22 protein-coding genes are annotated in these 22296 nt (G+C 62.4%); 17 read left to right on the top strand and 5 right to left on the bottom strand.

Features of this window, described 5'->3' with window-relative positions; all coding sequences use genetic code 11:
- The first annotated feature begins 15 nt into the window (after positions 1–15).
- Entirely contained in the window at positions 16–948 is a 933-nt protein-coding gene (locus CUJ90_RS06910; protein WP_083084239.1) for a LysR family transcriptional regulator, read from the top strand.
- Between the two features lie 2 nt (positions 949–950).
- On the opposite strand, the gene CUJ90_RS06905 is transcribed toward CUJ90_RS06910, so the two are convergent.
- From CUJ90_RS06905 to CUJ90_RS06895, 3 genes are all read right to left on the bottom strand, one after another.
- A complete protein-coding gene (locus CUJ90_RS06905) occupies positions 951–1427 on the bottom strand; it encodes a PaaI family thioesterase (protein ID WP_073427669.1) in 477 nt (158 codons plus the stop codon).
- Positions 1420–2340 carry a fumarylacetoacetate hydrolase family protein gene (locus CUJ90_RS06900; RefSeq protein ID WP_244219985.1) on the bottom strand — a complete coding sequence of 307 codons (921 nt, stop codon included), beginning with the start codon at positions 2338–2340 and terminating at the stop codon, positions 1420–1422. Before CUJ90_RS06900 ends, CUJ90_RS06905 begins: the two co-directional genes overlap by 8 nt.
- Positions 2341–2411: 71 nt before the next feature.
- Positions 2412–3272, bottom strand: a complete 861-nt coding sequence (locus CUJ90_RS06895) for an ABC transporter substrate-binding protein (RefSeq protein ID WP_114162267.1) — start codon at positions 3270–3272, stop codon at positions 2412–2414.
- 165 nt (positions 3273–3437) lie between these two features.
- Here CUJ90_RS06895 and CUJ90_RS06890 point away from each other — a divergent pair, with 165 nt between their 5' ends.
- From CUJ90_RS06890 to ppnP, 5 genes are all read left to right on the top strand, one after another.
- Positions 3438–4007 (top strand): cupin domain-containing protein, encoded by a 570-nt coding sequence (locus tag CUJ90_RS06890; protein ID WP_114162266.1) that lies wholly within the window; start codon positions 3438–3440, stop codon positions 4005–4007.
- Between the two features lie 50 nt (positions 4008–4057).
- Entirely contained in the window at positions 4058–4933 is an 876-nt protein-coding gene (kce, locus tag CUJ90_RS06885) for a 3,5-dioxohexanoate:acetyl-CoA acetone transferase (protein ID WP_244220012.1), read from the top strand.
- Positions 4934–5086: 153 nt separating this feature from the next.
- Complete coding sequence (locus CUJ90_RS06880) at positions 5087–6331, top strand: MFS transporter (RefSeq protein WP_114162265.1); 1245 nt, start codon at positions 5087–5089, stop codon at positions 6329–6331.
- Positions 6332–6503: 172 nt separating this feature from the next.
- Positions 6504–7208, top strand: a complete 705-nt coding sequence (locus tag CUJ90_RS06875; protein ID WP_114162264.1) for a hypothetical protein — start codon at positions 6504–6506, stop codon at positions 7206–7208.
- A 96-nt stretch (positions 7209–7304) separates the two neighbouring features.
- Complete coding sequence (gene ppnP / locus CUJ90_RS06870) at positions 7305–7625, top strand: pyrimidine/purine nucleoside phosphorylase (protein ID WP_073427715.1); 321 nt, start codon at positions 7305–7307, stop codon at positions 7623–7625.
- Positions 7626–7737: 112 nt separating this feature from the next.
- Here the strand turns inward: ppnP and pdxR are convergent, their stop codons facing one another.
- Entirely contained in the window at positions 7738–9285 is a 1548-nt protein-coding gene (pdxR, locus tag CUJ90_RS06865; protein WP_114162263.1) for a MocR-like pyridoxine biosynthesis transcription factor PdxR, read from the bottom strand.
- A gap of 125 nt (positions 9286–9410) precedes the next feature.
- Between pdxR and CUJ90_RS06860 the strand changes: the two genes are divergently transcribed.
- Complete coding sequence (locus CUJ90_RS06860) at positions 9411–10049, top strand: FMN-binding negative transcriptional regulator (protein ID WP_073427662.1); 639 nt, start codon at positions 9411–9413, stop codon at positions 10047–10049.
- A 163-nt stretch (positions 10050–10212) separates the two neighbouring features.
- Here CUJ90_RS06860 and CUJ90_RS32320 read toward each other — a convergent pair whose 3' ends face one another.
- Positions 10213–10452, bottom strand: coding sequence for a hypothetical protein (locus tag CUJ90_RS32320; protein WP_152035334.1), 240 nt, complete (start codon positions 10450–10452; stop codon positions 10213–10215).
- Positions 10453–10544: 92 nt separating this feature from the next.
- On the opposite strand from CUJ90_RS32320, the gene CUJ90_RS06855 reads away from it, so the two are divergent.
- The 10 genes from CUJ90_RS06855 to CUJ90_RS06810 all read left to right on the top strand — a co-directional run bounded on the left by CUJ90_RS06855 (position 10545) and on the right by CUJ90_RS06810 (position 22200).
- Entirely contained in the window at positions 10545–11834 is a 1290-nt protein-coding gene (locus CUJ90_RS06855; protein ID WP_073427661.1) for a quaternary amine ABC transporter ATP-binding protein, read from the top strand.
- Positions 11831–12724, top strand: coding sequence for an ABC transporter permease (locus tag CUJ90_RS06850; protein WP_073427660.1), 894 nt, complete (start codon positions 11831–11833; stop codon positions 12722–12724). The genes CUJ90_RS06855 and CUJ90_RS06850 overlap by 4 nt, the downstream gene beginning before the upstream one ends.
- A 139-nt stretch (positions 12725–12863) precedes the next feature.
- Entirely contained in the window at positions 12864–13745 is an 882-nt protein-coding gene (locus tag CUJ90_RS06845; RefSeq protein WP_114162262.1) for a glycine betaine ABC transporter substrate-binding protein, read from the top strand.
- A gap of 91 nt (positions 13746–13836) precedes the next feature.
- On the top strand, positions 13837–15132 hold the full coding sequence (gene glyA / locus CUJ90_RS06840) for a serine hydroxymethyltransferase (RefSeq protein WP_114162261.1): 1296 nt from the start codon (positions 13837–13839) through the stop codon (positions 15130–15132).
- A gap of 78 nt (positions 15133–15210) precedes the next feature.
- Positions 15211–16098, top strand: a complete 888-nt coding sequence (locus tag CUJ90_RS06835) for a dihydrodipicolinate synthase family protein (protein ID WP_114162260.1) — start codon at positions 15211–15213, stop codon at positions 16096–16098.
- A gap of 4 nt (positions 16099–16102) precedes the next feature.
- A complete protein-coding gene (locus CUJ90_RS06830; RefSeq protein WP_114162259.1) occupies positions 16103–17434 on the top strand; it encodes an NAD(P)/FAD-dependent oxidoreductase in 1332 nt (443 codons plus the stop codon).
- Between the two features lie 17 nt (positions 17435–17451).
- Positions 17452–18945, top strand: coding sequence for an aldehyde dehydrogenase (locus CUJ90_RS06825; RefSeq protein ID WP_114162258.1), 1494 nt, complete (start codon positions 17452–17454; stop codon positions 18943–18945).
- 105 nt (positions 18946–19050) lie between these two features.
- Positions 19051–19821 carry a pyrroline-5-carboxylate reductase gene (locus CUJ90_RS06820; protein WP_114162257.1) on the top strand — a complete coding sequence of 257 codons (771 nt, stop codon included), beginning with the start codon at positions 19051–19053 and terminating at the stop codon, positions 19819–19821.
- 235 nt (positions 19822–20056) lie between these two features.
- A complete protein-coding gene (locus tag CUJ90_RS06815) occupies positions 20057–21058 on the top strand; it encodes a LysR substrate-binding domain-containing protein (RefSeq protein WP_073427714.1) in 1002 nt (333 codons plus the stop codon).
- Between the two features lie 113 nt (positions 21059–21171).
- Positions 21172–22200, top strand: a complete 1029-nt coding sequence (locus tag CUJ90_RS06810; RefSeq protein WP_114162256.1) for a GlxA family transcriptional regulator — start codon at positions 21172–21174, stop codon at positions 22198–22200.
- The last annotated feature ends 96 nt before the right edge of the window (positions 22201–22296 follow it).

Raw genomic sequence — 22296 nt, 5'->3', positions numbered from 1 at the left:
CCCTGAATGCACGCCATGCATATCCGCGACCTCGATCTCAACCTGTTGGTGCTGTTCGACGCCCTGCTGAGGGAGCGCAGCGTCACGCGCGCCGCCGCCGAAGTCGGGCTGTCGCAAGGCGCGATGAGTCACGGGCTCAACCGGCTCAGAACGTTTTTCGAAGACCCGTTATTCATCAAGACGTCGGCCGGCATGCAGCCGACTGAGAAAGGCTTGCTGCTCGGCGCGACGATTACCGAGGTCATGACGGCATTGAGGCAGCGCGTCGTTTCGCAGGCGCGCTTCGATCCGGCCAGCGCTCGCCGCACGTTCGTGCTCAGCATGACCGACATGGGCGAACTGGTTTTTCTGCCGCCGCTGATCCGCCGCTTGCGCAAGATTGCGCCTAACTGTGCGGTGCGGTCCGTGCAGGTGCCGCTCGAACAGATCGAGGCGACGCTCGCGGCCGGCGAGGCGGATCTCGCGCTCGGCTCCGTGCGCGCGGCGCCCGATGGACTATTCCAGCAACGCCTGTTCTTGCACACCTTCGTCACGATGGTCAGCGTGCGCAACAAGGCGGTCGGCAAAACGATCAGCCGCGCGCAGTTCGAGCGCATGCCTCAGATCGTCGTCTCGCTGACCGGCCGGGCGAGCGCTGCCTACGACAGCGCATTCGACGAATACGGCATCAAGCGCAACGTCTATCTGACCACGCCGCACTTTCTGGTCGTGCCGCATCTGATCGACGCGCAGCCGGATCTGATCGCCACGGTGCCGCTCGAACTCGGCAACGTGTTCGCGCGGCTCGGCACGATCAGGATGGTGCCGCCGCCGGTGTCGTTGCCGCCGTTCGCCCTCCGCCAGCATTGGCACCCGCGATTCCACGACGATCCCGCCAATATCTGGCTACGCCATCTCATCAAGGAAACGTTCGACCGCTATCCGGATATCGCGGACGACGAGGCCTGAAATCAGCCCCGCACATCGAACACCGCAAACGGCGCGGTGGCGCTTGCGACGCGGCGCGTTCCCGTCGCATCGTAAAGGTCGGCTTCCACGAACGAGACGCGCCCGCCCAGACGTTTGACGCGGGCGTCGGCGATAAAGTCGCCCACGTATCCCGGCTCGATCATGTCGACCGTGAGACTGATCGTTGCGCACGTGCGGCCGTGCGGCAGCCTGGCGAGCAGCGCCAGGGCCATCGCGAGATCGAGCATCGAGGCGAGCGTCCCGCCCGATACCACGCCATTGCCTTGCACCGAGTGGTCCGGCGCGGTGAAGCGGAGCGACAGCCCCTCCGCGCTGCCCGCCAGCAAGGTGGCGCGCAGCGAGGTCAACGCGGGATTCATGTCGAGCGTGACGTTGCTCGCTTGCGCGGACAGAAGCTCGTGAAGCAAGGCGCGATCGGGATTGTCTCGACGTAGCGTCGGTTCGATCACGTCAGCCATGTCGTTGCGCGACGCAAACTTGTCGTTGACGGCCCAGTCCCTCGATCTCGGCTTCCATCACATCGCCGTCGCGCAGGAAACGGTTGTAGTGCGTGCCGTTGCCGGCCGGCGAGCCGGTGCAGATGACGTCGCCGGGCAACAGCCGCGAATAGCGCGAAATGTATTCGATCTGCCGCTCAATACCGAACAGCATGTCGGCGGTCGTCTCGTCCTGCATGACTTGCCCCGACACCGTGAGCCGCATTCGCAGACGATGCGGGTCGGGAACGAATGCCTTAGGCACCAGATACGGTCCGAGCGGCAGAAAGCCCGGCTGTCCCTTCGAGCGCAGCCAGTCGGTGCCCAGCATCTTGTAGTCGGTGCGTGGAATCAGATCGCGCGCGGAGATGTCGTTGGCGATGGTGTAACCCGCCACGTGGTCCAACGCCTGCTCGCGGGGAATCCGATAGCCGCCGCGACCGATGACGACGGCCAGCTCCAGCTCCCAGTCGGGCTTCACTGTCGTGACCGGCAGCACCAGCGGATCGAACGCCCCCGAGACCGCGGAGACCGGCTTTGTGAATGCGTAAGGCTCGCCGTTCGCGAGCCGCTCATCCATCATGGCTTCCGCCCAGCGCCGAAGGCCGGCCTCGTCGAGGCCTTCTGGACCGACCTTCGCATCCACCGTCAGATCGACCACATGCTTGCGGTAATTCGCGCCCGTGCAAAAAATCTGACGCGGCAGATCGATGGCCGGGTGAGCCTGCAAATCGGACAGCGCATACCAGCGGCCCTCTTCCGCCGAGACCTGCGCGGCGAGGCGGCCCAATGCGGGCTCGCTCGCCGACCAGGCGTCGAGAAGCGCGAGCACGCCACGCGCGTTTGCCAGATCGCGTTCGCCATGACGCGCTGCCAGTTCGGCAAGCGAAGCCACGCGATCATTCACGACGAAGCCCACAAACCGGGCAGCGTCCCCCACCGAAAACGTTCCAAGCGCGTATCGCTTCACTTCCGTCCTCCCGCGTATTGCTCGACCATCGAATCGTCGACGATGGTCGAATAGTCATTGTCCGCACCCACCAGACCGAGCGAGCGACGGTGCGCGACGAGTAGCGCGACGCCCTCTGCCGATGGACGCAGCGAATCCGGGTTCTGCGCGATCATCGCGGCGGCAACCGCGTCCGGAAAACCGGCCGCCAGCACTGCCTGCCTCGCAAATTCCGCGCGCTCGCCAACGCGCCGGCGCGCGCGTTCCAGCGCTCGCAGCCACGCGGCAACGCTGGCGTTCGCCGCGCCGCCCCGGCGCACGACGACGCCCTGCCCGGGAAAACCGGCGTACGTGTCCTGCACGCTCGCGATGCAGGCAAGCCCCGCCGCTTGCGCCATCGAATCGAATGGCGGCCCTAGCAAGGTTGCGTCGCCCTGTCCCGCCACGAGCGCGTCGAAGCGCTCCTTGACGCCGCCCGCGGGCGTCAGGCGCACCGCATCGGACGGCACGCCCGCATCGCGCAGCATGGCCCTGAGCGCAACGACGAAGCCGTTGTCCGGCGCATCGACCAGCAGGTTCGCACCGTGCAGATCCCGCAGATTGCGCAGTTGCGGCCTCGCGAGCACCGTCAACGGCGTGGTTCGCTCGATCTGCGCGACGACGCGAAAGTCTCGCGGACCCGCGCGGCCGTTCCAGCCGATGACGTTGTCCATCGAAGTCACGACCGCATCCACGCTTCCGGCCACGAGCGCGTCGAATTGCTCATCCGACGAACGGTTGCGATCGGCGTGAACCGCGATGGCCAGCTCGTCGTGACTCGCGACAAGCGCAAGCAGCGGCGGCACGAACCACATCACGCGAATTTTCTCTGTCTCCATGAATCCCGGCTGTTGTCATTTGATTGCCCCAATTACAAAACGGACCGTTCATATTTGTCAAGCTCAAACCTAGCCAAAAACCGCTAACTATCCCTAATCCTTTTCCCTATTGACAGGCAACTCCGGCTCATTAACGATACGATACGACTCGTTAATGGAGAGAACATGGAGACGCTGGTCAACAATCAGGGCTTGCAGCAGCAGACGGACACGGACACGTATCGCCCGGTCAGGCGGATCGTCACGGGCACCAATACGCGGGGCCAGTCCTGCTTCCTGTCGGATGGACCGACGCCGAACCGGACGAACCGGCCGGGGTTGCCGCTTGCGCACGTCGTGTGGGCAACCGGCGAAGCGCGCGCACCCGGCGACGATCCCGCGCCGGCCGGTCGCGCGTTCGCGTTCCATTCGAAGGGCGGCTCGTTGCTACGCGTCGTCGATTTTCCGCCCGACAACAACTACGACGAAGCGCAGCTCAAGCAATTCCTCGACGATAGCGGCGTGCGCGGCAAATCCGACGCACGGCATTTCTGGTTTCACAAGACGGAGTCGCTCGACTACGCAATCGTGCTCGAAGGCGAAATCTGGGCGCTACTCGACGAAGGCGAAACGCTCATGCGCGCTGGAGACGTGCTGATCCAGCGCGCGACCAGTCACAGTTGGGCGAACCGCTCGGACAAGCCGTGCCGGATGGCGTTCGTGCTGCTCGATCTCGTCGAAGGAGAGCCGCTGTGAGCAAGGCGATCATTACCTGCGCGGTGACGGGTGGCGCTCATACACCCTCGATGTCGCGGTTTCTGCCGGTCACGCCGGAGCAGATCGCAGCCGAATCCATCGCGGCCGCCGAGGCCGGCGCCTCGATCATTCATCTGCATGCCCGCGATCCCGAGGACGGCCGCCCCTCCGGCGACCCTGAAATCTTCAGGCGCTTCGTCACGGCCATCAAGTTATCGACGAACGCCGTCATCAACATTTCGACGGGCGGCGGCGGTCCGAACATGCCCATCGAGGAGCGCACGGCGGCGGGCCGGGCGCTCAAGCCCGAGATGTGCTCGCTCAATATGGGCTCGCTCAACCTCGTGCTGTCGGAGATGGCCGAACGCGAGCGCGAATGGCGGCATGACTGGGAAGTGCCGTTCCTGAAGGGCACGCGCGGGCTGATCTTCCGCAATACCTACGACGACATCGCGTGGATTCTCGAGCATGTCGGAAAAGCCGGCGGCACGCGCTTCGAATTCGAGTGCTACGACGTCGGCCATCTGTACACGCTGCAGTACTTCCTGGAAAAGGGTCTCGTGAAGCCGCCGCTTTTCGTGCAGACCGTGTTCGGCCTGCGCGGCGCGATGGGCGCCCACGCCGAGGACCTGCTGCATCAGAAGCGCACCGCCGACCGGCTGTTCGGCAACGACTACCACTGGTCCGTGCTGGCGGCCGGCAAGCATCAGATGCCTGTCGCGACGATGGCGAGCCTGATGGGCGGCAACGTCCGGGTCGGCCTCGAAGACAGCCTGTATATCGGCCGCGGCGAGCTGGCTCGAAGCAACGCCGACCAGGTGCGCAAGATTCGCCGGATTCTCGGCGAACTGGGCATCGAGATCGCCTCGCCGGACGAAGCGAGACGGATGCTCGATCTGAAGGGCCACGACCAGGTGGCCTTCTAGCCATACCGGACAGGGACCGCCCCCGGTCGCCGGCGTGAAACCGGCAGCGATCCCGATCCGGCGTTCGATGTCCGTCGTTCCGTCCGCGGACGGCGACACATTGCCCGACGCCCTGCGTCAGGAGCAGCCAATACAAGAACGTTGGAGACGAACATGACTCATCTTTCCCCTGAAGCCCGGCCGGCACGCGTCGCCGGTGCGCGGCACGGCTGGCTCCTGATGGCCAGTTGCTGGCTCTCTTCGACCGGCGCCGTGTTGATCGCCCCCGTGCTTCCGCAGATGCGGCACGACTATGCGGGCGTCCCGCATGCGGACGTGCTGACGCTGATCGTGCTGGTCATTCCCGCGCTGATGATCGCGTTGTTCAGTCCGCTGGTCGGCTCGCTGGTGGACGCGTTCGGACGCAAGCGCCTTTATCTGGCCGCGGTCGCGATCTACGCGGTGGCCGGCGTCCTGCCGTTCTGGCTGACGAGCCTCTACGCGATCGTCGCCGCGCGCGCGGTGATCGGTCTCGCGGAAGCCGCGATCGTCACGATCGCCACCGCGCTCGTCGCCAATTATTTCTCCGGTATGCGGCGACAGAAGTGGCTGACGATGCAGCACGCGTCGGCCTCCGTCGTGGCCGCCTTGATGTTCGCCGTGGGCGGCGGGCTCGGCAGCCTGGCGGCGGGCTGGCGCACGCCGTTCCTGGTCTATGGATGCGCGATCCTGTTCCTTCCGTTTATCGCGGTGATGATCTGGGAACCCGGCGAAAAAACGCACGTCGAGCATGCTCCCGTGCAGAAGTTGCCGTTTCCGTGGCGCGAGATCGGCCTTCTCTGTTTGCTGATCCTGTTCGCGTCGGTCATGTTTTTCGTCGTGCCGGTGCAGATCAGCTTTTTGCTCAGCGAGCGCGGCGTCACGGCGCCGGCGATTCTCGGGTTCGGCGGCGCCATCGCCAATGCGGGCATTCCGGTGGGTTCGTTTGCGTTTCACCGGCTCGCCCGCTGGCCTATCAACCGGCTTCTAGTCATCGCCTTCGGGCTGCTCGCGCTGGGTTTTTTTGTCATCGCATCGTGCACGGGCGCAAACGCGACGGTCGCGGGCGCTTTTCTCGCCGCGGCGGGCGCGGGCATGGCGCTGCCGCTACTCGGTACGTGGACGCTGGCGCGCGTGCCGTTCGCGCAAAGCGGTCGAGCGACCGGCGGGTATATGGGATCGTTTTTCCTCGGCAATTTCCTGAGCCCGCTCATCGTCGAATCAGTCGCCAGGTTCGCCGGCGGACTCATCCAGGCGGTCGCGTGGCTGGCGGTGGCCTGCGCCGGCACGGCGGTCGCGGTCCTGATCTTGACACTGGCGAAACGCGGACCCAGCGGATCGGTGCATGCGGCGCAGGTGAACCGCGTTCCGCTCGGCTGACCGCTTCGATCACACGTCTGCGACTGCGCCGGCAGTCGCCGCGTCGACGTCCTTCGTGCCATGAACAAGGCGACACCGACGCATGGCATGGAGACGGCTCAAGCGAGCCCTTCGACTCGTTACAATAGCCCGTGCAAAAACGCGTTCCCTTCAACCGCATCGTGTGCGACACATGTTGACCTCTTATTTCCGGAGCGGCGACGCCATCCGCAGCCGGCGCGTGAGCGATATCGTGTTAACGGACACGATCGACGTGCCCGCCCCCCCGGCGCGTCTGCTGGCGGATTGGCAAAGAGAGACGTCGACGCACATGCGGTTGGACCCCGGCGACGTCGAGCCCATGCCTTTGGCGCGAGCGCGGATGCGCTGGCCCGACTACGCGCGCTGCGTCGAGGCCATGTCCGACTGGACGTTCGCGCTAGGGCTGCCCGAGGTGCTCGCTTCCAGCGACATCGCCCTCATGGCCTGCCGCGGCGCGCGCTATCACCATGACGCCGCGCAATATGGCGGAGCAGCCTTTTGCAATCTCTTCATGAGCGAGGACAAGGGGCTGGATCTGCATTTTCCCGCGTTGGACCTGCGCATTCCCCTGACCCGCGGCACGGCCGTGATATTCGACACTGGCCAGCCTCATGGCGTCATTCGGCGCGGCCGCACGGGCTTCGATGCCGCCGACTTCCCGCCGGACCAGGACTGGCTCCAGATATTCCTGACCTGGGAGCTTCCTGTCGAAGAGGCTCATGTCGGGCAGGCGCTCAACATTGCATTCGATATCGCCCCTCCTGTTTCGCCGCAACCGGACGAAGAGCAAGTCCGGCTCGATGGCGAACGAGCCGACGTGTGCCCGAATTCCGGTCGCTGGTTCCAGGTGGACTAGACGTCGGGGTCGCCGACCGTCTGTATGATGGCGGCTTTCGCCGACGCCTGGCACGCGCGGCGCAACGCATTCATCCACACCCAAAGGAAGACCGCCATGACGGCCGCAACGCAATTCGATCAGGTTTCCATCGTCAAACGCGCCAATGTCTACTTCGACGGCAAGTGCGTGTCGCACACCGTTCTGTTCGCCGACGGCACGCGCAAGACGCTAGGCGTTATCTTGCCGGGCGTGCTCAACTTCGGCACCGACGCGCCGGAGATCATGGAGGTGCAGGCGGGCCAATGCCGCATTCGCCTCGAAGGCACCGACGAGTGGCGGACGTACGGCGCGGGCGAGTCATTCTCGGTGCCCGGCAAGAGCCGCTTCGATATCGACGTGATCGAAACCCTCGACTACGTCTGCAGCTATCTGTAGATCGAATGGGCGCATGACGCGCGGCGATGCAGGCGGCTTCATAGGCATGCGCCGGGGCCACGAAAGAAGCCCGCTCCGACCACGCAGCGCGTAAGCCTAATGGCTGCGCTTTCTATCGACTTGGGCCACTTCGCGTGGCTGCTTTTCGTAGGGCGGCGTGTTTTCGTTTGAGTGGCTTCGTCACGCCGATAATCACCTCGGCAAGACGTTGCGCAGCCGCCTTCATTTGCGCGTTGCTGAATCCGCCGAATCCAAGCACCAGGCCGGGCCGCGCCGTTCCCGGCGCGAACATCGGCGATACGGCCCGCACGGCGACTCCGGCCCGCGCGGCCAGCTCGACCACCTTGCGGTCATCCATGCCTTGCGCCAGCCACAGGACCACATGCATGCCCTGGTCGCCCGGCTCCAGCCATGCCAGATCATTCGGAAGCAGCGCGTTCAGCGTCTCGATCAACTGGGCCCGGTGGTCTGAATAGACGTTGCGAACTCTGCGGATGTGGCGCTCCAGATGGCCCTCGGCCATGAAGGCCGCCAGCACATGCTGATCGGCGTTCGGCGGATGACGGTCCATCAGCACACGCGCACCGCAGAAAGCATCGACCAGATCGTCGGGGACGATCACATAACCCGAGCGCAACGACGGAAACAGGACCTTGCTAAACGTGCCGAGATAAATCACCCGGTCGGGGTCCAGTCCCTGAAGTGACGGAAACGGATAGCCCTGGTAGCGAAGCTCGCTATCGTAGTCGTCCTCGACGACCCATGCGTGGTTTGCACGCGCCCAGGCCAGCAAGGCGCTGCGCCGAGCCATGCTCATCGGCATGCCCAGCGGATACTGATGCGACGGCGTGACGAACGCGGCCCGCGCGTGAGGCGCCGCCCGTATCCCCGCTTCGACATCGATGCCCTCGGCGTCGACCGGTATGCGAATCATCGCATCGCCATGCCCCGTACTTTCGAGTATCGCGGTAACGCCACGGTAGGCCGGGTTCTCCACCCAGACCTGATCGCGCGGACCCAGCAACACCTGGCTCGCGAGAAAAAGTCCCTGCTGGGTACCGCTGGTAACGATGACCTGACCCGGTTCGCAGCGCACGGAGCGGGACTTGCGCACGTAGTCGGCAATCGCTTCACGCAGCGGTAGGGCCCCAAGCGGATCGGAGTACCCAGCCGGCGCGCCGGCTCCCCTGGCACGCAGACGGTTGCCGAGCCGGCGCCAGATGTCGGCGGGCGCGGTCAAACCGACAGGTACGGAAATCGCGAACGGCACCGGCGGCAGCGGCCTGAATTCCTGCGCGATCCGCGCAAACGCCGCGGCGGGCTCAGGCAGGCTGGTCCGCGCGATACGTCGGCGGGCCGCACGCGGTTCGATCGCCTGTCGCGGCTCGGCGAGTGCTTGCGCGACGCACGTGCCGGCGCCCCCCTTCGATTCCAGAAAGCCCTCGGCGATCAGTTGCTCGTAAGCCCCGATCACCGTGCCGCGCGAGACTTGCAGCGAAGCCGCCAGCAATCGCGTGGACGGCAACGCATCGCCGGGCTGGATATTCCCCGTGCGCACCGCCTCTCGCAACGCCTGCGCGACCTGACGGCTGAGGCTGCCCGCCGCGCGGTCCAGGGTGCCGATCGACGGAATTTCCGCGGCCCGCGCCGTTCTCGCCATGATTCTGGTCCTATGAAATCGATCTAAACTGGATCTGTAGGATAAACCAGTTTTTCAACATAATGCGTCCACACGGCTTTCGATCCGATGGCCTTCGAACACCTCCGCCAGCTAGTGGAACCGACATGTACATACCCGCCGATTTCAATGAACCTCGCACCGAGATTCTGCACGCGCACATCGCGCAACATCCGTTCGGAACGCTGATTACGCATGGAAACAGTGGGCTCGACGCCAACCATCTTCCATTCGAACTGGCGGCGGCCGAAGGCGAGCTGGGCGTCCTGCGCGCGCACGTCGCGCGGGCCAACCCCGTATGGCAGGACGTCGCGAACGGCGATGAAGTGCTCGTCGTCTTTCGTGCGGGAGACGCTTATATTTCCCCGACCTGGTATCCGAGCAAACACGAGTTTCACCGGCAGGTTCCCACCTGGAATTACGTCGTCGTCCATGCGTATGGACGCATCGCCGTTCACGATGACGAGCAATACGTGCGCGGCGTCGTCGCCCGGCTGACCCGCACGCATGAGGCTTCGCAACCCAAACCCTGGAAGATGGCCGACGCGCCGAGGGACTACATCGATACCCTGCTCAAGTCGATCGTCGGCCTGCGGATCGACATCACGCGACTGGTCGGCAAGAGCAAGCTTGCCCAGAACAAGGACGCACGCGATATTCGAGGTGCTGGCGAAGCGCTCAGGGCGCGCGAGAACTTTCAGATCGGCGATGCCATGCTGGCCGAGGCCGCCAGGAAGCCGGAGTAACCCGCTCCGCCGCTGTCGAATTGCCCGGCATAAGCCGGGCAATGGTTTATGGCGAAACCAAACCGCCCTATCCCATCACGCTTTCTTCATGCTTTGCCCTACCTTCGGTTATGCAAAGCAGTCGCCGAACCCCAGGACATTCCCGTACGACAGGGTTCCGCGTTCAATAATCAAAGGCCGGGCCGGCACTCCGCTTTCTGCGCAAACCCTTCAATGAAGCTGCACGGGCCCGCCCCGTCTGAGGCTCCTCTTTCACCAGCACTGCCGGCTCCACTTGCATTACCAAAAGTAGGGAAAAGCCCGCAGAAAATGTAGCTGGATCGATCAAATTGGCTTGAATACGCTGCGATTCATCCATCAAGCAGAGGTGGCAGCGCACGGTCGACATAGTGCTTCTTTTCATTCGACGAATCGTGTTTGCTGTTCGCCCGGCTGCCTTGCAACTTTCATAGGTCGCGGGCTTGATTTCTTGAACTCGCCAGTTGGGAAGACAGAATGAACCCTAACCTGACATTTGCGCCGGGAGATGTGTTGAGCCCGGGCACAATGGAAGCGGAAGACGTTGCAGCGGCTGCCAAACATGTCGCGGTTTCCGGGACCGACATTCTTACGGTTAAAAACCTGTCGAAAATCTTCGGGCCGAAGCCCGAGCGTGCCGCCGATCTGATCAAGCAAGGCCTTGGCCGCAACGAGATTTTCGAGCAAACCGGCAACATGGTCGCTGTCAACGACGTCAGCCTCAGCGTTAAGGCGGGCGAGATTTTTGTCGTCATGGGCCTCTCGGGTTCCGGCAAGTCGACGCTGGTTCGACTGCTCAACCGGCTGATCGAGCCGACGTCGGGCCAGGTCATTCTCGAAGGCCACGACATTGCGCCCATGTCCACGTTGGAATTACGTGATGTGCGCCGCAAGAAGATGGCGATGGTGTTTCAGTCATTCGCGCTTCTGCCGAACCGCACGGTCCTCGACAACATCGCGTATGGACTGGAAGTGGCCGGCATCAAGAAGGCGCAGCGCTACGAAATCGCGCGTACCGCGCTCACGCGAGTCGGCCTCGGCTCGTACGAAAAACTGCTTCCCAGCGAACTGTCCGGCGGCATGCAGCAGCGGGTAGGCCTCGCGCGTGCGCTTGCCGTGAATCCCGCCGTGCTTCTGATGGATGAAGCATTCTCGGCGCTGGACCCGCTGATCCGCTTCGAAATGCAATGCGAACTTCTGCGGCTTCAGAAAGAAGAGCAGCGGACAATCGTCTTCATTTCACACGACATCGAAGAAGCCATCAAGATTGGCGGCCGGATCGGCATCATGAAGGATGGCTGCCTGATCCAGGTCGGCACGCCTGCTGAACTTATCCAGTCGCCCGCGGACGCTTACGTGCGGGACTTCTTCCGCAATGTCGACGTATCCCGCTTCCTCAAGGCCTCCAGCCTGATGACAAAGGTGGACCGGGGTCTCATTTCCTGCGACGTCGGCACATCCTCGGAACGTTACCTCAATCAGCTTATCGATAGCGGCGTCGAATGCGGCTATGTCTGCGACGAATCGGGTCGATACCAAGGCTGCGTCACGCCGGCCTCGTTGCATAAGAGCGGTACGCGCCCCGTGCGCGACGCCTTGCTCCGGGATGTGAATGCGGTTTCGCTGGATGCGGATTTGCATCAACTGGCCGCGATTGCATTGAGCCAGGAGCACGACGTACCCGTCACCGACACGGCCGGAAAGCTCGCGGGCGTGGTGTCCTGCCGGACGATACTCAAGCAGGTTATGGAACGGAGAGCAGCATGAACTCGTCAGTCATCGGGAAATTCGCAGAAGACGGCGTCAATTTTCTCTTTCAGCATTTCCGGGGCGGTTTCGACGCTTTCTCCGCCTCATTGGGCGCGGTCATCAAGCTATTGCAGGACGGACTGGCCGCGATTCCCTTCGTTGCGATGCTCGTCATTCTCGTGGCCTTTGCGTTGTGGCGACGCGGTGTGGTGTTTTCGGTCTTCGTCGGCCTTGCGCTTCTCGCGATTCATTACATGGGTCTGTGGGCTCAAACCGTCTCGACCCTGGCACTCGTCATCGCAGCGACCTTCTTCAGCCTGGTAGTGGGCGTGCCACTCGGCATCTGGGGAGCGCGCAACAAACGGGTGGAAATGATCTTGCGCTCGTTGCTCGACTTCATGCAGACGATGCCCGCCTTCGTCTACCTGATCCCCGCGGTCATCCTGTTTGGCTTGGGACGCGTGCCGGCGGTGATCGCCACCATCGTGTTTGCCATGCCGCCAGTCGTGCGGCTCACGACCCTGGGTATCCGGCAGGTGCGCGAGGAATTGCTGGAGGCGGGCCGCGCCTTCGGCAGTACCGACATGCAGCTTCTCTGGAAAATCCAGTTGCCGAATGCACTGCCTTCAATCATGGCCGGCGTGAATCAGACCATCATGATGGCGCTCTCGATGGTCGTGGTGGCGTCGATGATTGGCGCCGGCGGGCTGGGCGAATACGTGCTGAGCGGTATTCAGCGTCTCGACATCGGGATCGGCTTCGAAGGCGGACTCGGTGTCGTATTGCTCGCCATCGTACTCGACCGCTTGACGGAGAGCTTTGGCGTGAAGGCGAAGAAGAAAGTCAAACGAGTCACGCCCGGCACGGGAGCGGCAAAGGCCGGCACACATGCCGCGGCGCGCACTTGACCGGCAGCATCGCATCGCGCATGCGATGCGATCGCCAGAGACATCAGGTATTGGGTATTAGCGAGTTTGGAGACCCGACACGCTATTGCAGCGGCAGTCGAATTTTCAAGAAGATTTCATCATCACGTAGGAGTAGCGCATGAACAGCAATGTATTGAAGTCGCTCGTTATGAAACTGGCGGTGTCGGCGGTCGTTGCCCTGGCTGCCGGTGCGGGGCCGGCAGTCGCGGCCGAACCGCTGAAGATGGCGGTTACGAACTGGGCGGATGTACTGGCCGTCGCCAATGTCGCCAAGTACGCTCTGGAGACGAACCTCAAGCAGCCGGTGCAGTTTGTTCAGGCCGATATCGGCATTCAGTACCAGGGCGTCGCCCGCGGCGACCTCGACATCATGGTGGGTGGCTGGCTGCCGGTGACGCACGCAGCGTATTACACAAAATACAAGAACGATATGGACGACGTCGGCATCGTCTATACCGGCGGCAAGAACGGTTGGGCGGTGCCGGCATACATTCCCGAGGCCCAGCTCTCGTCGATTGCCGATTTGGAAAAAGCCGACGTCAAGAGCAAGCTGAATGGCACCGTGCAGGGTATCGAGCCCGGCGGCGGCCTGATGCAGGCGTCCGAGAAAACCATCAAGGCCTATGACCTGAATGGCTACAACCTGCAATCGTCGAGCGAAGCAGGCATGCTCGCAGGCGTGCAGCGAGCTTACCAGTCGAAGCAATGGATCGTCGCCACGGTCTGGAGCCCTCATTGGCTGTTCCAGAAGTGGCAGATGCGTTATCTCAAGGACCCCAAGGGTACGCTGGGCGGCGAGGAGCAGGTTCACGCCTTCGCATCCAAACAGTTCGCAAGCAAGTTTCCGCGGGCGGACGTCTTCTTCAAGCATTTCAAGCTGACTCTTGCTGACGTCGAGGCCATCGAGTTCGAGGGCAACGCCACGAACGACTATGCGACGGCAGCGAGGAAATTCGTCGACGCGCATCCGGAAAAGTTGAAGGCCTGGTTGCAGCAATAGATCACGTTGTTCTCGCCGTGAGCGGAAGGGTTCATTGCCGCTCGCGGCGTTGCATGACTTGTCTTACACGATTTAATTCCGGAGTGACCACGTGAACGAGAACTCACGCTTTTTTGCTGAAACTCTCCAGAGCCGTGACCCCGTCATCGCATCGGAGATTGCGTTGGAGTTGCGTCGCCAGCAAACCCAGATCGAATTGATTGCTTCCGAGAACATTGTCTCGGCTGCGGTAATGGAAGCGCAAGGCACCGTGCTGACCAACAAATATGCGGAAGGGTATCCGTCAAAGCGGTATTACGGCGGTTGCGAGCACGTGGATAGGATCGAGGCGCTCGCCATTGACCGCGTGAAAGCGCTGTTCGATGCCGAATACGCGAACGTGCAACCCCATTCGGGCGCCCAGGCAAATGGCGCGGTGATGCTCGCGCTGGCCAAACCGGGCGACACGGTGATGGGCATGTCGCTCGACGCCGGCGGACATCTGACGCACGGCGCGCGTCCCGCGCTTTCCGGCAAATGGTTCAACGCGGTCCAGTACGGCGTGAATCCCGAAACGTATCGCATCGACTACGAGCAGGTCCGTCGGCTTGCCGACGAGCATCGCCCCAAGCTCATCATCGCAGGTTATTCGGCCTACCCGCGCGCGCTGGATTTTGCCGCGTTCCGCGAAATCGCCGATAGCGTGGGCGCATTGTTGATGGTCGACATGGCGCACATTGCCGGGGTCGTCGCGGCAGGCAGGCACGAGAACCCGGTTCGATTCGCCGACGTGGTGACGTCCACGACGCACAAGACGCTTCGTGGGCCGCGCGGCGGCTTCATTCTCACGAATAACGGCGACATAGCCAAGAAAATCAACTCGGCTGTATTCCCCGGCCTGCAGGGCGGCCCGCTCATGCACGTCATAGCGGGCAAGGCGGTCGCATTCGGTGAAGCGCTTCGTCCGGATTTCACGGCGTATATCGACCAGGTGCTGCGTAACGCCCAGGCGCTCGGCAACGTCCTGACCTCGGGCGGCCTGAGTCTCGTCACTGGCGGAACCGACAACCATCTGTTGCTGGTCGATTTGCGCGGCAAGCGGCTCACCGGCACCCAGGCTGAAAAGGCGCTGGAACGCGCGGGCATCACCTGCAACAAGAACGGGATTCCGTTCGATACACAAAGCCCGACTGTCACCTCGGGAATCCGCCTCGGCACGCCCGCTGCAACGACCCGAGGCTTCGGTACCGATCAGTTCGAGCAGGTCGGCCAGATGATTCTGGAGGTGCTGTCGGCGCTCGAACGGGAGCCCGACGGAGATGATCAGGTCGAACGCGCGGTCCGCAGCCGCGTACGAGATCTGTGCAACCAGTTTCCGATTTACTCGCATGCCGAGGCACTTGTGTAGCCGGCCCACGATACGCCTGCGATTCTTGCCGGCTATCCGGGCAGCGCTTTGCATCTTTTATTCAAGAGAGAATTCAAAATGAGCTTCGAGGGCGTACATACACCGCTAGTCACACCGTTCAAGGCGGACGGCGAGATCGACCATGATCTACTCGGCAAACATGCCGCCAATCTCGCAGGCCGGGTTTCGGGCCTTGGAGTCGGCGGGACCACGGGCGAGTACTACGCGTTGAGTTTCGAAGAACGGGTTCGGACCTTCAACACCGTGGCGCAAGCGGCAGGCGGCAAGACGTACCTGACCGCCGGCATCAATGCGACCACGACGAAGGAAGTCATTCGCCTGGGTCAGGAAGCCAGGCGGGCCGGCCTGTCCGCGTTGCTGCTTGCCGCTCCGTACTATGCGCAGCCGACGCAGGAAGAACTGCTGAGCCACATGTTGAAGGTGGACGACAGTCTCGACATGCCGATCATGCTGTACAACTTTCCGGCGCGCACCGGGACCGAAATCAGCAACGGCGTTCTGGCAACGCTGCTCGAACGGCCAAACTTCATCGCGATGAAGGAAAGCACCGGCGACATCTCGCGTCTGCATCACCTTGCCACGCATTTCCGCGACAAGCTGGTACTGAGCTGCGGCATGGACGATCAGGCGCTCGAGTTCTTCGCATGGGGAGCGAGGAGCTGGGTCGGGGGTGCTTCCAACTTCCTGCCCGAAGCGCATACCGCGCTCTTCGACGCATGCGTCGAGCAAGCTGACTTCGTAACGGGCCGCAAGCTGATGGCGCAACTGCTGCCCGTACTCGAATTGCTGGAGCGCAGCGGCAAATTCATTCAATACGTTCGCTACGGCTGTGAACTCGCCGGCACGCCAGTCGGTATCGCGCGCGCGCCGCTCGGCACGCTCACTGAAGAAGAGCGCGGCGATTTTGCGAAGCTCGTTCAACCCATGTTGCGCAACGCGCAGTAAACGCATGGCCTCGAAACTGGAATTCGTGCGGTTCCCGGCGCCAGATGGCGTGAACGGCTGGTGGGAAAGTCTGCCGCCGCCCTCTCCCGCCAATACGGTGTCTTCCGGGCATCGATATGACTGGGTCGTCGTCGGCGGCGGTATTACGGGGCTGTGCGCCGCGCGGCGTCTGGCGGAGCTTGCGCCTGACGCCACGATAGCGGTGGTCGAAGCGGACCGCATCGGGCGCACCACGGCGGGACGAAATTCCGGGTTCTTCATCGATTTGCCACACGACATCAGCAGTGAAAGCTATTCGCGCAGTGTGGAAACCGATAAGGCCGATGTCCGGTTTCAACGTCACGGCATTGACTATGTGCGCTCGACGGTCAAGCAATACAACATCGATTGCGACTGGCGGGACGACGGCAAGTTTCATGCGGCGGTGAACAGGAAAGGCCACGCCGCACTGACCCACTTTGCAGAAGGACTTGCTCGCATCGACGAAGCCTTTCAATGGCTGGACGAGACCGCCATCGCTAAAGTGACCGGCACGAACTTTTATCAGGGCGCGCTCTTTACGCCGGGTTGCAGCACGGTTCAGCCGGCAGCGCTCATGCGCGGTCTCGCGGCAACGTTGCCGGAGAACGCGAAGGTCTTCGAGCTGAGCGCGGTCAAGGGCATCGAAGACCAGGGGCTATCGAAAGTACTGCGCTTCGACAGCGGCAAGATCGTCGCGAGGCGCGTGATTCTATGCACCAACGCGTATGCGGCGACCTTCGGCGGGCATCCGAACGGTCTGCTGCCTGTTTATACGTTTGCGTCCATGACACGGGTAATGAACCCGGAAGAAGTCGGGCGACTCGGCGGCACGCGGTCATGGGCACTGATTCCCGCCGATCCGATGGGCTCGACCGTTCGCCGTCTGATTACCGACCGTATCTGCGTTCGCAACCACTTCGCCTTTCGACCTGGCCTGGAACTTTCGCAGGCTGACCTGGCGAAGGCGAAGACCATGCATCAACGGTCGTTCGATCGTCGCTTTCCGATGCTGAAAGACGTCGAACTGGAATACACATGGGGCGGCCCCTTGTGTCTGTCCGCGAACAACGGCGCGCTGTTCGGATGCAGGGACGATGGCGTCTTCCAGGCGATCGGATGCAATGGCCTCGGTCTGAGCAGAGGGTCGGCATCCGGGAAACTCATCGCCGAATACGCACTCGGCCAATCCAATGAACTCGTTCGCCAGCTTTTGAACCAGCCGCATCCGCGCTCGCTGCCGGTCCGCCCGATCGCGGACGTAGCGGTTTCAGCGGCTATCTGGATGAAGGAATTTTCGGCGGGAGCCGAGCTTTAAATTTGCGAGGACAGAACATGACGACTTATCAGGAATGGCGGCAGAAAGCTGAAACCCTCTCAGTCGATGGCAGAGCGTTTATCGCCGGGCAACGGTGTCCGGCGGCGGCGAACGAAACGTTCCAGACACTCAATCCTTCGACGGGAAAAGTACTGGCCGATATTGCAAAGTGCGATGCGAAAGACGTCGACCGGGCGGTGGCGGCGGCAAGGAATGCGTTCGTGTCCGGCGTGTGGTCGAAGGCCGCGCCTGCCCAACGAAAGTCGGTGCTTCTGCGGCTCGCGCAACTCATCGAGGAAAACGCCGAGGAACTGGCGCTGCTCGAAGCACTCGAAGCGGGCAAGCCGATCAGCGAGTGCATGGCACTGGACATCCCCGAATCGGCGGCCTGTATCCGCTGGCACGCGGAAGTCACCGACAAGCGGTACGACGCGCTGTCGCCGTCGGGCGCGAGCGTCGTGAGCATGATTACGCGCGAGCCGATTGGTATCGTGGGCGCAGTCCTGCCGTGGAACTTCCCGGCGCTCATGCTTGCCTGGAAAATCGGTCCAGCGCTCTCCGTCGGCAACAGCGTCATTGTGAAACCCGCCGAGCAGACATCGCTTTCCACTCTGCGCATCGCCGACCTGGCAAGGGAAGCCGGCGTGCCCGAAGGTGTCTTCAGCGTCGTCACCGGCTTTGGCGAAAGCGCGGGCCAGGCCCTGGGCCGCCATGCCGACGTCGACCTGATTGCTTTCACGGGCTCGACGGAAACCGGCAAGCGGTTCCTCCATTACTCGGCGGACACGAACCTGAAGCGAGTCGTGCTGGAATGTGGCGGTAAGAACCCTCAAGTCGTTCTGCCCGACGTCGCGAACCTGGATGCCGTCGCGGAGCAGGCAGTCGCTGCCGCGTTCTGGAACATGGGCGAGAACTGCAGCGCGGGCTCCCGTATTCTGGTTCCGTCGACAACAAAAACCGAGTTGCTCGAAAAAGTCCTGGCCGTTCTGGCGGGATGGAGGACGGGCGACCCGCTCGACCCCGAGGTCAAGCTTGGTTCCCTGATCGAAGAGAAGCACTGTCAAAAAGTACTCGCCCACATCGAGAAAGCGAAAGCGGAAGGCGCGCGCCTCGTGTGCGGCGGCAAAGCCACATTGACCGAGACCGGCGGGTGGTTCGTCGAGCCGACCATCTTCGACCATGTCACGCCAGAGATGGGCATCGCCCGCGAGGAAGTCTTTGGTCCCGTCGTCTGCTTCATCGAATACGCCGACATCGACGAGGCTGTCCGGATCGCCAACGACACCTGCTATGGACTCGCCGCATCGCTATGGACCGACAACGTCAACAACGCTCACAAGATTGCCGCCCGCATCAGGGCGGGTACGGTCACGGTGAACTGTTTCGGCGAGGGCGACCTGTCCACGCCATTCGGTGGATTCAAGCAATCGGGCTTCGGCGGCCGTGATAAATCGGTCTACGCGCACGATCAGTATTGCGAGCTGAAAACCACCTGGCTGAAGCTGGACTAAAGCAATTCGACTCGATCGGGAGCCCCGGCCTGTCACGCCGGGGTGTTGATTTTCCGGGCGCGACGGCGTTTGACGCTGCCGCGCTTCAACGCTATGTGAGACTTCATGCGACTTGGATTCATCGGGACCGGCGCCATCACGCAGGCAGTCGTTACCGGATTGCTTCGGTTAGACTTTCCGCTCGAGCGCATTTCGCTGTCGCCCCGCAATGCGCAGACCGCAGCGGCGCTTGCCGCTCTCGATAAGCGAGTGCAGGTATGCGAAAGCAATCAGGACGTGCTGGAAGCATCCGACGTCGTCTGTCTTGCCGTCGTGCCGCAAATCGCTGCCGACGTGTTGAGCGAACTGCATTTTGATGCGCGCCATCATGTCGTCAGCTTCATCGCCGGCATTTCAATCGATGAGATGCGCAGGCTCGTCCGCGCGCAGGGCAAGGTCGTTCGCGCGATACCGCTGCCGGCAGTTGCCGAGGGCAAGGGAAGCACGGCGATCTGTCCCGCGGACCACGTTGCGAAGTCCTTGTTCTCGGCGTTGGGGCAGGCGGTCGAAGTCGACGACGAAGCCAGGTTCGACGCACTGTTGGCCGTCACCGCGACGATGGCGAGCTTCTATGCGGTGCTGGACGCTCAGGCGTCGTGGCTGGTCCGCCAAGGGCTCAGTGACGATGCCGCTCGCTCATTTCTGTCGGGCTATTCTGTCGGCCTCGCGCACGACACAACGCGAGGCGAAAGATCGTTTACTGAGCTGATCGAGCACTCCATGACGCCGGGTGGCATCAACGAACAGGTTCACGACGAGCTCTCGAAACGCGGTACGTATGCACATTTCGCCGACGCCCTCGACCGGGTTTTGATGAGGATCCAAGGCCGCGCATAACGTCACGTTCTCGCCACGTTTTTCGCCACGTTTTCGCCACACAGAACGCCGCCTGAGGAGAGGCCTGACCTCGGGTTGACCTCTCTTGCCAACGAGCAGGGAGACTCGCAAACTATTCCGATCGAGATGCTCCTGCCTCATGACGGATGGCCGCCTTGCACCGAGAAAAAATAGAGCGGCGTAGATCCACCGTCTTCAGACAGCACCGCGCTTGCGCGTGAAAAAGGTGATAACGATGCAACAGAAGCATTTATTCGCGGACCGACTCCTCGCCCAGATGCCGTCGTTACGGGCACTGCGATGCTTCGTCACCGCGGCGCGCTACGAAAGCTTCACACAGGCGGCGGAAGTGCTATGCGTCACGCAGGCCGCAATCAGCAGGCAAATCAAGGAACTCGAGGATTCGCTAGATGTGGCCCTGTTTGAGCGCACCGGGCGGCACATCGCGCTCACCGATGCGGGCCGCATTCTCTACAACGCGTCGTATCTGTCGATCATGAATATCGCGGAAGCAGCCGAGGCGGTGCGTCGCTCGGACAAGCGCGCGCTGACCATTTGCGTCTCGCATACGTTCTCGGCTTTGTGGCTGTCGTTCAGGCTGCCCGAGTTCCGCAGACGGTTCCCGGACATCAGATTGCTCGTGATGGTGACCGAGCATTTCATGGAACTGGATGAACTCATGCAACCTGACGTCATCATTACCAAGAATCCGCCGCGCGAACCGGAGTACGAAGTCGAGCCGCTCTTCCACGACGTGGTGTATCCCGTCTGTAGTCAGCCGTTCTTCGAGAAACACTTCCGCGGACAGTCGTTGAAGCCGCTCGATCTGCTGTCGCAGCCCACGTTGAACCTCTCGCTGCTGGGACGGGCCCAGGTGTGTGAACACGTCGACTGGCGCGTGTGGCGAAACTGGTTTCAGCAAGGTGATGGCTCGGACAGGCTCACGGAAAACGAGCACTTCGAGAGTAACGACTATCGACTCCTCGTCGCCCAGGCCGAAGCGGGCGAAGGCACCCTGCTCGGCTGGCATCATCTTGTCCATCGCCAGGTCGAACAGGGCCGTCTGATTCGGCCGGTGCGGGACGCGCTCGAGTTCCACGACCGTCACCACTACCTGATCACGCATAAGAACGCGAAGCTTCGACCAGAGTCTTTGCAGTTCCGCGAATGGCTCGGCGAGGAAGTCGGCGCGATGATGCGCGAATGGCGAGGCGTCGAAGCGGAGACTACCAGGTAGCTTTCGCTCGCAACCGTTCGAACAGCATGAGCAGGTCCGTCGAAAGACGATTCTCCTGGCCGGATTCCAGAGCACATCTAGAGCGCTTCCAGAGCATTAATGCAGGCAGTCCCATGTTCAGCGACCCCACTCATCCCGGAACCGTCCGGCCGCTTCGCTTTGGAATCGTGCTGTTGCCCAATTTCACGTTGACCGCATTTTCCGGTTTCGTCGACCTTCTCAGGCTGGCAAGCGACGAAGGTGACATGAGCAGGCCGGTCCGCTGTTCGTGGAGCATCGTCGGCGAGTCTTTTACTCCCGTCAGGGCAAGCTGCGGAATCCAGGTCGCGCCGTGGACAACCTTCGAGGAAGCCGGGTCCTTCGATTACGTCGTGATCGTCGGCGGCCTGCTGCACTCGGGGCCGTCCGCAAGCAAAGCCACGCTCCAGTTCATTCGTGACGCAGCGCGAACGTCCGCCACCCTGGTCGGCATTTGCACAGGGGTGTTCGCCTTGATGCGTGCCGAGGTGATGGACGGATACCGCCTGTGCGTGAGCTGGTTCCACTACTGGGATTTCGTCGAGCGCTTTCCCGGCGTTGACGAACGCAATCTCGTTGCGGACCGGCTGTTCGTCATCGACAGACGGCGGATTACCTGCTCAGGCGGACGGGCCTCGATTGACGTGGCAGCGGCCATACTGCTGCGGCACGTCGAGGCCACGGTCGTGCAGAAGGCGCTGCGCATCATGCTTGTGGACGATGCGCAGAAAGGCAATGCTCCGCAGCCGCACCCTCCGGGACTCGAACCCGCGACGCACCACAAGGTAAGGCGCGCGATCCTGTTGATGGAACAGCACATGGGTCAGCCGTTGAGCCTGGGAGAACTTGCCCGGCGTCTCGAGATGTCCGTCCGACAGCTCGAGCGGCTGTTTGCCGCGGAAACGGGTAAATCGCCGCACGCGTACGGGCGACAGATTCGTATACGGACGGCGTCCTGGCTGCTGACGAGTTCCGACCGAACCGTGGCCGATATTGCGACGTCCTGCGGCTTCTCCGACGCCTCGCATCTTGGCCGCGAGTTCCGCAAAGAATATGGCCAATCGCCGAATGCCTATCGGGTGGCTCGACCGCAGAGCGAGGCGCTAGCGCTGGACTCCGGGTAGCGCGGCCAGTTGGGCTTGTGAACGTGGAATGCAGGTGCACCGACTTCCCCGACAGCGCGCCGTCGAGGCGCGACAGGCAGGAGGTCCCCTTTGACG

Source organism: Paraburkholderia terricola, from assembly GCF_003330825.1.
Lineage (GTDB): Bacteria > Pseudomonadota > Gammaproteobacteria > Burkholderiales > Burkholderiaceae > Paraburkholderia > Paraburkholderia terricola.
This window is presented reverse-complemented; position numbering and strand designations above follow the sequence as displayed.